The organism is Proteiniphilum sp. UBA1028 (assembly GCF_002316955.1).
Taxonomy (GTDB): domain Bacteria; phylum Bacteroidota; class Bacteroidia; order Bacteroidales; family Dysgonomonadaceae; genus Proteiniphilum.
In genome coordinates this window covers 23,779-37,500 of sequence record NZ_DCEN01000064.1, presented here as the reverse complement: position 1 = coordinate 37,500, position 13,722 = coordinate 23,779, and the positions used below count along the sequence as shown (strand labels likewise).

Below are 13,722 nucleotides of genomic sequence, written 5' to 3'. Positions count from 1 at the left end.
GATAGGGATAATAGGCCGTAAAATCTACCGCCGATCCATCTTTTGGATAGGTGATGGCTTCGTTCACCGCATTGAATACTGTGGCGGCAGCCGTGGCGCCCGCTGTATAGGTTATATTCGAGAAGTGCGCAGTGGAGGTAGTTCCCGTGGCGAAGCTATAAATCCCAATTGGGTCGCCTTCGGTCCACTGGCTGCCGTCCTGGCTTAAACGGGTAGCGTACTTGCCTATTACTCCTGCGGCGAAGGTCACTTCGTCCTGAGCGGTCGTTTCCTCTTCATGTACGCTACATGCCGTTGTCAGTGCAATTGTGAGGAGGAAACCGATGAGATGTTCGTATCGTAAATACATAGTGCAATAGCTTATTGTTTCGGTTGCTGTTTTTTTAATTAGAACGAGGTATAGGAGCCTTCGGCATTCTGATCGTTTACGATATGCTTTACCAGGTAGTGGAGATACATTTCGAGGTTGGTATAGCGACCCCGAGGATCGAGGGTTTTGCTATTTCCGTCGGCGGCCGAGTTCTTATCCAAACCGAAAGCATCTTCCCATGCGTCGGGTATCCCATCACCGTCGGAATCTTTTCTTGGCTTTTCCGATTTATAGGTGGGCCATCCGCCTACGGCCGATTGCGTATCGATCAGCCCGTTGAGGCTGCCGTTGCCGCCAACCATGCAAGTTGCGATGCCATTGCGGGTGTCGTTTACCGCGCGTTTATCTACCGCGTCTCGTTTCAGGCTGGCACCGGCGTGGGTCAATACCTTTTCAAACCCGATGGCTGCGGTGTGGGTGGTAACCCGTGCGGGGATACCGCTTGGCGCAATGGCAACAGGGGTTGTCAGCTTGGTTACGGTTGTGCTTCCGGGATTGGAATCGTACTGGATGCCCGCCCAGTTGTCGCTGTTCACATGGTCGAACGTGCCATCGGTATGCAGATAATTGGTGTTGTCTCCCATGTATATATGTGGGCAACCCCAGTCAATCCCCTGATTTATACCCCCTACGAGATAGAAGTATCCGCGTTTCTTTCCGTTTGTATTGGCATCGGGGCCATCGGTCGAAGCGGGTCCCCATTTGTAATAGTTGCCTACGAAGTTTATTTTTTGACCGTCACCGCCGTAGGCTGGGTAGTTGGAGTAATTGTAGACCACGCAGTTACGGAAGTCAACCGCACGCTTGTCATTGGTGAGCGGCTGATCGGTGGTGCCATATACCTCACCGCTGTCGAAGCGAGGATTACGGCTGTCGTGATGCGCCAAAAGGTTGTGGTGATACGAAGCGTTTACGCCTCCGGCTATGGAACCGTATCCGTGTGAACCTTTACCGTGAATGGAATTCCTCAGGCTTTCCGAAAGGATACACCATTGCATCGTGAAATTTTCATTCGCATAGAACGAAGAGCATTCGTCGGTACTCCAACTCATTGAACAGTGGTCTATGATGACATTTTTGGTAAAACGTCCCCATAGGGCGTCGTCTTCAAAGTTGGCTTCATCGCCCATACGGAAACGAATGAAGCGTATGATCACATTGCTGCCGTTTACGACGGCCGAGTAGTTCTTCAGGCAGATGCCGTCACCCGGTGCGGTCTGTCCTGCTATGGTTACGTCACCGATATTGATGTTTAACCGGCTCTTGAGCTCAATAATACCGCTGACATCGAATACAATGGTGCGTGTGCCGCTTTCGGAGAGTGCGCTGCGTAAGCTGCCCGGACCTGAGTCGTTGAGATTGGTCACTTTGATCACTTTACCGCCCCGTCCACCGGTGGTGTACATTCCGCCGCCTTCGGCACCGGGAAATGCACGAACCAAGTCGTCATTTTCTGTCGTAGGGAGCCCAAGATCGAGGTCGGTAAAGGGATCTTCCTCTCCGTTATCATCTATGTCAGGCCCCCACGGCGCGACCGAATTGTTGTCGGCATCTGCCAGTATGCCGGCCATCTCTTCGGTGTATGCATTTACGGTAACATTGAATAGGTAGACGTAACCCGCTTTTACCTGCATGTCCGGATAATGGTCGTTTATCTGCCAGGTATAACTTTTCCCGTTTACTGTGGCGACAATCTCGTGACCCGCATTTACCGAAAACGGCAGCAGAATAGCGCTGCAGGTATTGTGGCTCAGGTAGGGTGTAATATCTGTGGCAGCAGCCTCTTCTTCCAATACACCGGTGCTCAGGTTGTAGTTTGACACAGTGTTCATGCCCTTGATCGTCACGGCGGAAGGTGTTATGGCATTGCCGCTGTGATCTGCAAATTTGAGGGAAACCTTTGCCAGCTGATGTTCGAAAGTAAAGGAAACCGGTCCTGTGGTATATCCATTGCCTCCGTTATCCATTTTGGCACGCATCAAATCATGGGTCGTGATACCTGCTGATTGATCGGTCAGGTTGATGGGGTAGAGGAAATTCTCAATCGTTGCCAAATAGGGGTAATAGGCCATAAAGTCTACCGCTGAGCCATTTTCGGGATAGTAGATGGGCTCGATGTCTGCTTTGAAGGCGGTAACTGTTGCCGATGATTCGGCTTTGTAGGGCACATTTGTGTAGTTTACTACCGAGACTGTTCCTGTGGACAGCATATAGATCCCCACGGCATCGCCTGCAATCCACTGGCTGCCATCCAAGCTGATTCGGGTAGTGGGTCTGTCCAATCCCGAGATAAAAGTTACTTCATAGCGCACCTCACCACCTTTCGCGTCATCATGCTCGGAACATGAGACCAGGATCAGACCTGTAAGAAGGAAAAGTGCCCAAGTGCTTTTCAATAAGAATAGATGCTGTTTCATATGATTCAAACCAATGATTTTTAATAACTTTAGACTATTGCTGCGTTCGTCATAGTAAAAACTTGTTTTGACTATGTATTTGCTTATCGAAAACGTTCTTGTGTGGGAACCGTGATCATGCTCGTTTCATAGGTAATAGTATTGTATTGTTGTCTCATTAAAAATCCGAAATGGAGCTGATGAATTAAATTTATTAAATTTTTAATTCCGCTTTTTCATTGTGATCCTCTGTCGGATAAGTTTCTAGATCCCTGTTAATCAATTGTTTTACTGGGTTAATACAATGCGTTTTATACGCAATTTTAGCTAATTTCACATTATAGATGGGGTACAAATTGGTTTTTAATAGGTGTCAAATTGACAAATCGAGTACACACCATCCCCGTGTGGACAGCGCGATCATCACGAAACTGAGAATAGTCTACAGGGTAAGGGCCTTTTTATTCTGATTTTTACTTATCTCTTTGTTTGTGGGTATAGGTTTATCTTTGTTGGCTGATGATTGTTTTTTGCCATGCCGGATATTGTTTCAACACCTCCGCCGGCGCGTAGGTATACCAACCGTATCCGTTTCTGCGTTCATGACTTATCTCGGCCATTGTCTCCCGTTTGATTCCGTCGCGACTGCAAAAAAATGGTTTGCCTGTTTCCAGATCATTAAAACGTCCCCAGATGGGAGGAGCATTTTGATCTTTCACCACCACCAAGTCTTTTTGCCCCTCTTCGTTTATGATCCTTTCCAGCCTGATACCTTCAATTTTGTTGGTATCAAACCACTTCACCGCACCGTTGACAGCCTCGATGACTCTTTTTGAGGGATTGTCGATTTCCATCAGCAACAGTGTGATACCGGCCGATTCTGAGCCACTGAAGGATACCAGTTCATAAGCCCTGGCATTGGCGGGAGCCAGTGTCTTCTCATCATGCTGGGCACACCAGACGGTGGGTTGATTGTCGATTCTTATCTGGGTGTTGAGAATGCAGTCAATCCCTTTTTCAAATGCTTTCCTTGCCTTCTTCCTCGTTGATTGATTGATGTCTAGTGATCGAAACGCCTCGTTGTCGGAATAGATATCCCTTAAAAAACGCATCACATTGACCATCGCATTGTCGTTGTAGGTGATATGCATCGAGTAGGGCATGGTCTTGTCGGTTGAGATCTCATCACGGGTGCTTCTTACCGGGTAGTATTGTGGCCAGCCGCCATTTCGGTATTGAGCGGCGAGTATAAACTGCACTCCTTTCTCAAACGCTTTCCGATAACGTCCGTCTTTTGTCTGTGCATGCATGTTCGCCAGAAATCGCAGCTCGGTGATGGTTGAGCCGTTGTCAATCGTGGCACTTTTCCTTGTTGTTTTCTGCAGCAGAGCTGACTTCAACGAATCGGCCTCCAGCTGGTGATAGGGTTGGTTCTTCTCCCATCCGCCAATTTCTTTTTGAAAGGATAACACCGTTTCGGCGACTCTCCTGGCATCATCAGATCCATACCATTCCGGTTCCATCTGTGTGGCCACCTGCGACCATCTTCGTTCCAGGTAATCATCCTGCCTGTTTTGCCGGTTATTTTGAGCCGATGACATCGTTCCTGTCATGAACAGCAGGAGTAGGGCAATCGCTTTTGTTTTCATTTTGATTCTGTTATTTGAATTGATAATTTCATTCCTGACATGCATTTTGGTTTTGTAGGCAGAGCCATGCCACGGCTTCATTTTCAAACGGGGCTCTTACTTCAATTTTGCCACCTCCTTCCACTAACTCTCCCGTATGGATTGTTTCTCCGCTTTCCGGATGGATCCATACCAACTTGTAAGGATGGGAGTCCTTTCCCAGGTCGATGCTGAAAGAGGGCCTGTTGCTAAAAACGATGTAGCCGTTGCCTTTCCTGCCGAGAAGATATTGAGGCATACCATCCACTATTTGTACCGATGGTTTCATCCTTGCTGCTGCGCGGAGGAAATCGGGATCGGCAACCCGGGGGATGGCAGCCAGGGATCCTCCCCCCATAAAGACAGCCCATTCTGCATATCGGACGTTCCGGTCAGCGGAATAGATAACTGCCTTTTCAGGATACCGGGCATGCAGTTCACTGACCGCGCGGTGAATCTGACCGAACGAAGTGTTTCCTTTTTCCATGATGCGGACATATTGGCGAGGTGCGAGACTCACTCCTCCGGGAGGTGCATAGAGGGTGCCATCATCCCGGTATTGCCACTGGATCACATCAATGACATCCACTATTCTTGATCTGACCGGGTCATTCAGAATGGCATCCTGTACATCTTTGGTGCCGGGGAGCATGACCAGCACCTCCTGCCGGTTTTCCTTCTCCCATTCGGCAATCACATCGAGCCAAAACTGTGCGAAATGCAGTGGACCGGTATACTCCACTCCCAGATGATGCAGGATATTGCTGTTCCCCTTGAAGTTGTCCAGGCTTTTGCGGATGTATGCCTTTTGGATGCTGTTGAGTTTGACACGGGTGGTATCGTAAAACTGTTCAGCCATGAATATTCGTTTGTCACCCGCATAGGCAGGATGCTCCGGAAAATCGAGACCGTTGATGTTGTTGGCAGTGCGCCACGGGTAATCGGTCCAGTGTGCCCCTTCCTCAATGATGTTGTGTTGCAGGTAATGTTCCTCAATGTAGATGCGTCCCTGTTGATCTGCCAGGTCGGCAAACCGGCGCAACCGGCGCCAGTACCAGTCGTTCCACCGGGTCAGGTCATATTTACTCAGTCGGTCATACGCCTCTCCCTGTCCGCTCCGGCTAAAGGGCTGTTCATAAAAGGGGGCCCACACATCGGCATCGGCCCTTCTGCTGCGGGCATGATCATCGCGGCGACGTTCATACCAGAGCGCCGGAAAACTCTGCATCACCCGGATGTTTTGTTTTACCATATCAGCCACAACCGTATCAAGATCATCTGTCAGCCCGCGACCGATGCGTCCCGGGACGAAACGGACCAGGTTTGGACCGGCAGCAGCGATATCACCCGGACGGGTGGAGCCTCTCCACAGGGAGGTACGTGTTCTTTTTCCGGTAGCTACTTTGTCATCCAGCAGCAGCCGGCCATTTGAAAGCTGTAGCGGTGTTCCTTTTTTGATCGGGAGGGCAGGCTTCATGTATGCAACGTCTGAAAGCATCACCGCCTCTGAATAATCTTCCTGAATAGGGTATTGTTCAATCATCCGGTCGATCCATTCAAACATTGTGAGATCTGGATGCCGTGCCAGTTCACTCAATTGAGCCGTTTGTGCAAAGGAGGGAGCTGTTGTTTCACTGCTGTTGTATACCCGTATTTTGTCCTCTTCGACTGATCTCCTCCCTCTGCGGGCTTTGAGTTGTGCATAAAAGAAGCTCTCCGGTTTGATGAAGGTATGTTCCAGTTCATGGTGTCCGTTTCCGTAGCCCTGTGCCCAGCTGCCATATGCCCAGTTTTGTGCTCCGGGGGGTGCATCCAGTAGTATCTGTGCAGCGCGGCATTGCCAGCTCATTGAGTTGGCAGCGCTCCATCCTCCTCCCTGCCCGTCTACATCACGGTATCCAAAGCTGATCGTCCCACCGTCGACGGTCATTTTGTCAAACAGGATACCGGTCGCCCATCCTCCCACGGCACCGCTGAAATTGTAGGGCATATAGGAGAAGCATTGTACAAAAGCGTTTGGCCCCGGGGTGGTAAAGCCTGCAGAATAGGCGTGCCACGCATATTCTGCATAACAACGCTGGAAAAGCACCTGTTGCCCGAGCGTTTGAAATGCATATCGCCGGTAATTGCCAATCTCTCCCACCGGAGCCAATGATTTGCAGTCCTCCACCGTGATCCTGCTGGCTGTTTCCCATACGGCCACTGATGAACTGACAAAGTGTTGTGTCACGACACGTCGCACCCAGGCGTCGCGTACATGCTCCAGCGTGATGGCCATCCATCGATGGTTTTCATCTTTGGGATTCGACGTGTCGTGCTCCGATATACAGCGTAAGTTCTCCACCCCCACCCGGCTGATCAGCCCCGGCCACTCATACCGGGCCAGGTAGCCTCCCCCATAGTCGGGATCGAGGGCGTTGGTCAGGGGCACATCGAGGGTTACCGATCGAGGTGTCACCGCTACGATCTCACGGTACCAGTTTTGATCAAAGTCGCCCTCTTTCCATACGGTAAGGGGGTAATCCACATATGCCCCGATCCTGTCGGCCCCGATTATCCTGATCCACTCCCCAGTAGAGGGTCGGTTGACCAGCACCTTATCACCCACCCTGAAAGGATGACCTTTTGCAAAGGTGAGTTGGGTGGTGTTCACCGGGAAGTATTTTTCATCCACTTCAACCGGTGGTCCGGTAACCCGATTGCCGGCTCCGGTGATGCGGATCAATGTCTCGCGATCGTTACCCACGGCATACAATACTGTTCCTGCCTCATCACTTCCGCTGCCACGCAAGACCACCCCGGAGGTTCGGATCACCAGGCTCCCCGAAATGCGGTAGTTCCCCTTTTGCAGCAGTATTGTCCCACGGAAGCCATCCTTGTCGGGAGCCAGGGAGGAGACATAGTCAATGGCCTGCTGAATCTGTGTGGTCGCATCGCCTTTGATGAGAGGCACCAGAACTTTCACCTTCACATCGGGAATTGCTGCTTCCGAAGCATGATAACCGCAATAGGAATAATCGGGGACACGGTCGCCGTTGGCTGCTTTCCTGTAGGTAAGCGTTCCATCCTCATGTACCTGTACCGGTGAGTTGGGTGTGGTCTTGAAGTGCGCATCACTTGTCACCGGCGCCAGAGGCAGGAGAAGCCAGAGGCTCAGCCGCCACCACTTATTTATTTGATTTACCTTTCGCATCTCTTCCGTTTACAGTTTTTGATAGATGAAGTTGTCAAAGATCACCCGTCCCTCGCCAAAAGCATAGAGACCGGCTCTCAGGCTCATAAATCCGCCAAATACATTGTGGTTGAATCCCGTGGCATCGATCGTCCGTTCCAGCTTTTCCCATGAAGAACCGTCCCGGCTGTAATAGAAACTCACCTCATTCTCATCGTTCAGGATCCGCAGGAAACCATGGTTGCCAAACTCATTTTTTCTGCTGATCTTGGAGGCTTTCTGGTTGAATACGGTAAATTCTTTCGCATTCACGGAAATGCGCATGTTGCCCTGTTCATTGTAGAAGAGGCATAAGCCGGCTGTGGCATCTCCCTCGATGGTGTATTCCACCTGGAACTGGTATCTGCGATCGGCAGCGTTCACCAGCAACGGCGAACTGTTGTCGAAGGAGTTGCCCTCTGCCTGCAGGATCAACTGTCCGTTTTTGAGGGCGTAGCGTTCAGGGTCATATTTCTTGAAAAACTGCCATTGCATTCCCAGCAGAGGAGAGGAGAAATCGTCGGACAGGGAGGTATAGCTTTTCATCTTTTCACCTGCCGGGAGGGTAATCTTGTCGGAGCTGCGCACGCCTTCCGGAATCCTGAACCAATTGTCGACGGTCCATTCGATCGGCATCATCAGCGTTTGGCGACCCAGTGTCTGGAAGTGTTTTTCATAGGCGTGATAAACAATCCACCATTGTCCGGCAATATCTTCCACCAGCGTGCCGTGTCCCTGGCACCACCATCTTTCGGATCGGTTTTCGGTGTGTACGATCGGGTTATAGGGTGAATTCTCCCAGGGACCATAAGGTGTTCTGGAGCGGGCCGAGACCACCATGTGCGCGGTTGCGGGTCCTGCTGTCCCTCCCTGAGCGACTGTCTGGTAGAAATAACCGTTCCTGATGGTCGATTTGGGTGATTCCAGACAGAAACATTCCGTACTCCACTCTTTCGGGAACTGCCAGCCGTCGTAGTTGTGAACCGGTTCGCCATCTGCCGAGAGCCCATCCTTTTTCAGCTTTACAGTGCTTCCCCCGGAGAGGTAGAGGTAGCGGTTTCCCTCCCTGTCCACAAGGTGACCCGGGTCGATGAAACCCTTTATGCCGGTATTGATGGGCTCGGACCAGGGGCCTGCTGGCGATTTTGCCGTGACCACCCATATGCTTCTGCCGGCCGGGAAATAGATGTAATAGGTGTCGCCCTGTTTCACCAGATCGGGCGCCCATACCGACCCGATATAGGTTTTCAGGGCCTGCGACACCGGCTTCCAGTTGATCATGTCTGTTGAATGCCAGACAATCAGCCCGGGATAATATTCAAATGAGGAGTGGGTCATGTAGTAGTCGCTCCCATCTCTCAGAATGGACGGGTCGGGATAATCCCCACCCATCACCGGGTTCTTATAATAACCCTCATTTTGGGCGAATAATGGGATATACAGGTTTAAAAAAGTAAACCACAGAATAATTGCCGACAAATATTTCTTCATAATCTCAATTTATAATGATTGTTTCATTATCTCCATTCTACCTGCAGATCTTTGATCAACGTGGCACCGCTTCCTACCGTGCCTGTATGCTGGAAGCCGAATCCACCCCACGGTTCGGGAGTGATCTCCGCTTCCATCAGGACAGTCTGTACCACCCCGGGACGATCGGGAACGATATGATGGTTTTTTGAATTTTCTGCCTGTACCCTGAAGCGGTTTCCTTTCACCTCAAGCAGGATATGGCAGTCAGGCCGGTAGCAGTCGGAGGACACAGGATCGCTGATGGGGGTCGCGATGCCTCCTTCATACCGCATCAGCACAAAATCGATCGCATCGCTATATTTCGTGGTGCGGATTAGTCGCAATGCATAGCCGTTCAGACCCTTTGTGTCGAACTTGATGCATACATCCATGTATTGCTGACGGGCGCTGCTGAATCCCTGGCCTGCTGTCTTGGCGGGAACGGCAGTGAAGCTGATCTTCATGTCATGAAACGTATCCCCTACGGGTGTATAACGCAGCCTGGCACCCTTGTTGGCCTGTACCAGACCGGTATCCGTTGCTGCTCCTTCCACGCCGTTGCCGTAATACCACGGGTCTCCCTCGTTGGTCGCAACCATGTCGAACGCCCTGGTGTCTTCGGGAGCAAAACAGTCGAGGGTGAAGAAGCCCTGTTTCACCTCCGGCTGGTATCTGGTCGACATGTTTTTCAGGTTCACCCTCATCTTCCGACTGTCACCCTTGAGATGGGATGATTGAATGGGTGACCGGGTAACCGCCCTTTCCGGTTTTCCGGGTAAACAACGCGAATGTTTCGGTTCCACCTTTGCCATCAGATGCCAACCGATGTCACCCGCTGATAATTTATAATGAAGATGGGGCACATTCATGCGGGAAACTGCCACCTCAACCGGATCACTCCCGGCGGCATCCCTGCATCTGTACCAGCTGACCAGCGACTGGTCGGTGAACGGCATATCGAGCGCATAACCCACGCTGATGGTTCCATCAGCGTTTATCTCCAGTGTGGGCAATGCACGGAATGGGGGAGCTTCCATCATTTCCGGTAACAGATAGACCAGTGCGGCTCCCTCAAGGCCCGAGGTTGTGGTTGCCCGCACGACCAGGGATTGGATTTCCTCGGTAGTATTGGTCGGAATCACCCTGCAACTGCCATCGGGTAACGCCTCCAGCCTTGCCAGTGAGTTGTCCTTCTTTGCAATTGACCAGGTGACCTGTTGATTTTCGAGTTCATAGTTGCCGAACTTGTTCACAGTGGCTTTCAGCAGCAACGTCTCTCTGCCCGTTTCGATGGAATCACGGGAGGGAGAGACCACCAATTGTGTTGGCAGGTTTGTGTAGCTTTTATGGTTAATTTTTTCTGCAGCCAGTACCCTCTCTTTTTGTCCCAACGGATCCCAGTCGTCATCTCCCCTCAGCAAATTGTAGACATTGTAAATCACCTCTCCGTTACAGGTGAAGCGATAGGCATCCAACAGGCTCTTACCGCTCATCTCAACCGTTGCATGGGGATGCTGCATCCCTATCACCACCTGTTTGCCGTTGATGCTGTTGTGATAGTCATAATAGCGCGCCTCCGGATCGGGTTTATCGCGCCAGCCCCAGTAGGTGGCGGTGGAGGTCTCCATCCGGCAGTCGATGGCAGCCAGCTGTCCCCGGCTTTTTGACCAGTACTGCTCACCGATGGTGAAGGAGCGAATCGTGCAATTCAGCAACACCGCACCGGTACCGATGGTGTGATAGAAAGGCTTGGAAGAGTAGAGGTCAAAAGAGGAATTGAGGTAAACAGCCGTAGAAGCAAGCGCATCGTCGGTCGATTCAAAATGGCAGTGATCGAACAGGGTTCTTTGGCCTCCCACAAAGGGGCATAAATTGAGGCGGCTGACAAAATGGGTGTTCCGTGCGAAGATTTTATCCCCATAGGTGAATGCCAGCTGTGCCTGTACGATGGCGGAACCTCTCTTCGGGCGGTTCAATCCGGGATTCAACGGATATTCCAGGTCGATGTTGCAATAGTTTCCGAATGTGAGATTTTCCGCGCTGGTACCGTCGCCGGTGATCAGCAGCATGGTGAAGTTGCCCTTTGCGCCCATTGTCTGTCCGCGGTTGCTGGCCAGTACCACATCGCGCGGGTTGTCGCTCAGGCCGTGAAATTTCAGCCAGCTGCATTTTATCTCGAGGCCGAAGGGAGTGCCTCCTGTCTCTTTGGGGAGCCGGATGGCCGGATCGTCGGGGTCATCGATCCAGTACACCCATGGGGCAATATAGAGTACCATCGGTTCTGCTTCGGTCCCGTTTGTCAGATGTTTTGCTGCCTCATTCACCGAACGAAAGACGTAAGGATATCTTCCTGCCTCCTTCTCTGTTATTTGTCCATCAATGTAAAAAGCTCTGGAACCTAGTTTAATCTTATCTCCTTTATAGAGGAGGTGATCACCGGCAAAAATGATATCGGGATTCAGTGAATTTTGTATTGACACCTGTGCTTTCAGTCCGGTGTATGAGAGGAGAGTGGAAAATAGACAAACCGATATAAATTTCAGGGAATGACTCATGATCGATGCATATTAGTGCCAGACAACCGATTTGGGTTGCTCACCGGTCGATTTGGATACAGTGATAAAGTTTATCAATATTTTCATGTTGCGGATATACTCTCCTGTGGAGATATAGAGCTGATCGGACGGATCACGGTAAGGAGAGGTGTCGGTTTCATCGCCTACATGAGTTGAGGCATAGCGGTCGGTCTGTTCCTGTTTTGTGCCATCACCCACGTAGGGATTGCTGATAAAAGCATGTTTGGACAACCATCGATGCTGTTCATCCAGTGCTTCTATGACTTCCCGGACCATCTCATCGTTCACCGGCATCATCAGCTGTTGCCGGTTCAGGTCATAATAACTCTGTGGAGTGCCGTTTCCTTCAAATATACTGGTTCTCAAAGGGGAATCCTTGGTTGCCTCCTCCGTGGAAAGGTTTGAGATGCGTTCATACTCTTTCTTCAGCAGTTCGATTGAAATATGACATTTTCCACCGTAGTGCGACAAGAGGTTCTGATCATTGTCGTTGGTGTAATATTCTCCAAAGATGACGTTTGATCCCCTGCGGTGCACATAGATCGGTTTGTTGGTCTGTGGATCGATAAAGGTGGGATGGGTACGCCCGTCATCTGTTGTCTGATGCTCCGGCAGCCGTGTCTCCTCCAGCCATCTGATGGCATCGGGAACACGGGCCAGAAACTTCCGGTCACCGGTGTACTGATAGAACTTGAGGAGCAGCATCGCATTGGTGAAAGTGGTAGAGGGCATGAATGCGGCCGGCTCATAGGTGCGGGCTCCCGCGGTCTGCATGTTGAGATCCAGTTGCTGTCCCCACGCCCCGCAGCCATCCTGTGAGATGAGGTAGAAGTTCATCCCCCGGTAGATGGGATCGAGGAACCGCTCATCTCCAAGGGTCAGGTAGCATTGCACCAGAAAATGTACATTTTCCCAGATCACGTCGTCGTTGAATGTGTAATAGGAGGTGTAGTCGGGATGATTCTGCTTGTTGAAGTCATATCTCAGGGGATAACGCTGCGGCCATCCTCCATTGGGATACTGGCTTTTCAGGATGAAATCAATCGCCTTATCCAGAACGGGTTTGTAAGCCGGGTCCATTTTTTCCAGATAGATACGCAACAGGAAACGGGCAGCATCGGAGGTCACATCATCGTCGAAAGTGGAGTTGCCGTAATAGTGTTGAAACTCCTCCAGACGCCAGCCATTCTTGCCGATGGTGCTGTACCATTTTTTCAGAGATCGGTCGCCCGCAAAATCAATCATGTAATTCCAACCTCCCTGATTGCTCTGACCCCAAATCAGCGCATTGGCTGCTTTCTCCGCTGCCTGGTAGTAATAGGGATTACCGGTCGCCCGATAGGCATCGATAAAAAGGTGCCCCATGCTGATGGTGCCCGGGTGTTGCAACCATATCATGGTCTTGTATGCCTCCATCTCCCCCCATTGCCTGGAGAAGTCAGGCAGGTAATACCAGAGATAACCGCCGTTGGTGCTGACATTTTCCACCATGTATCGGGTTGCTTTCAGCATGATCTGTTCGGCATCTTTTGTCAGCTTCTGTTCCTGTGTCATTGCCGGGTGACAGAAGGAGAGCAGGAGGCATAGCAGGATATGCGACTTCATCTCACTCTGTGATAAAATCTTCACGCATCGGGCTGAAGACATCAATTAATATCCCTGGTTCAAGGCATACGGTGCCATGTAATAGGTTTGGAGCCACATATATACCGTCGCCACTCTTGACAATTTCCTTTTTGCCATCAATCGTAAATTCAAACAGACCGCTTGCAACATAGGTTGTCTGGGTATGGGGATGAGCATGTTCTGCACCAATCGCTCCTTTTTCAAACTTGACTTTCACCAGCATGATTTGGTTGTCATAACCCATAATCTGTCTTGTGACCCCCTCTCCGGCAAATTGCCAGTCAATCTCATCATTGTGTAAAAAATGATCGCTGTTTTGTTTCATATGAATTGGTTTATAAAGGTTACTCGAGGAGTTTTCCCT

8 protein-coding genes are annotated in these 13,722 nt (G+C 50.7%); all 8 read right to left on the bottom strand.

Features of this window, described 5'->3' with window-relative positions; genetic code table 11:
• A partial coding sequence (locus tag B3Z75_RS11195; RefSeq protein ID WP_294071604.1) for a fimbrillin family protein occupies nucleotides 1–349 on the bottom strand: 349 nt, incomplete at its 3' end.
• 38 nt (nucleotides 350–387) lie between these two features.
• Entirely contained in the window at nucleotides 388–2,787 is a 2,400-nt protein-coding gene (locus tag B3Z75_RS11190; protein ID WP_294071603.1) for a fimbrillin family protein, read from the bottom strand.
• 482 nt (nucleotides 2,788–3,269) lie between these two features.
• Nucleotides 3,270–4,415 carry a pectate lyase gene (gene pelA / locus B3Z75_RS11185; protein WP_294071602.1) on the bottom strand — a complete coding sequence of 382 codons (1,146 nt, stop codon included), beginning with the start codon at nucleotides 4,413–4,415 and terminating at the stop codon, nucleotides 3,270–3,272.
• Between the two features lie 28 nt (nucleotides 4,416–4,443).
• Nucleotides 4,444–7,626 (bottom strand): DUF6298 domain-containing protein, encoded by a 3,183-nt coding sequence (locus B3Z75_RS11180; RefSeq protein WP_294071601.1) that lies wholly within the window; start codon nucleotides 7,624–7,626, stop codon nucleotides 4,444–4,446.
• Between the two features lie 9 nt (nucleotides 7,627–7,635).
• Nucleotides 7,636–9,135: a family 43 glycosylhydrolase gene (locus B3Z75_RS11175; protein WP_294071600.1), complete on the bottom strand. Its 1,500-nt coding sequence runs from the start codon at nucleotides 9,133–9,135 to the stop codon at nucleotides 7,636–7,638.
• Between the two features lie 26 nt (nucleotides 9,136–9,161).
• Nucleotides 9,162–11,711 carry a hypothetical protein gene (locus tag B3Z75_RS11170; protein WP_294071598.1) on the bottom strand — a complete coding sequence of 850 codons (2,550 nt, stop codon included), beginning with the start codon at nucleotides 11,709–11,711 and terminating at the stop codon, nucleotides 9,162–9,164.
• A 12-nt stretch (nucleotides 11,712–11,723) separates the two neighbouring features.
• Nucleotides 11,724–13,337: a pectate lyase gene (locus B3Z75_RS11165; protein ID WP_294071596.1), complete on the bottom strand. Its 1,614-nt coding sequence runs from the start codon at nucleotides 13,335–13,337 to the stop codon at nucleotides 11,724–11,726.
• A 1-nt stretch (nucleotide 13,338) separates the two neighbouring features.
• On the bottom strand, nucleotides 13,339–13,683 hold the full coding sequence (locus B3Z75_RS11160; protein WP_294071594.1) for a cupin domain-containing protein: 345 nt from the start codon (nucleotides 13,681–13,683) through the stop codon (nucleotides 13,339–13,341).
• Nucleotides 13,684–13,722: the final 39 nt, after the last annotated feature.

Coding starts and splice junctions, on each gene's coding strand:
- B3Z75_RS11190 (WP_294071603.1), bottom strand. CDS start 2,787: ATGAAACAGCATCTATTCTTATTGAAAAGCACTTGGGCACTTTTCCTT.
- B3Z75_RS11165 (WP_294071596.1), bottom strand. CDS start 13,337: ATGAAGTCGCATATCCTGCTATGCCTCCTGCTCTCCTTCTGTCACCCG.
- pelA (WP_294071602.1), bottom strand. CDS start 4,415: ATGAAAACAAAAGCGATTGCCCTACTCCTGCTGTTCATGACAGGAACG.
- B3Z75_RS11170 (WP_294071598.1), bottom strand. CDS start 11,711: ATGAGTCATTCCCTGAAATTTATATCGGTTTGTCTATTTTCCACTCTC.
- B3Z75_RS11180 (WP_294071601.1), bottom strand. CDS start 7,626: ATGCGAAAGGTAAATCAAATAAATAAGTGGTGGCGGCTGAGCCTCTGG.
- B3Z75_RS11175 (WP_294071600.1), bottom strand. CDS start 9,135: ATGAAGAAATATTTGTCGGCAATTATTCTGTGGTTTACTTTTTTAAAC.
- B3Z75_RS11160 (WP_294071594.1), bottom strand. CDS start 13,683: ATGAAACAAAACAGCGATCATTTTTTACACAATGATGAGATTGACTGG.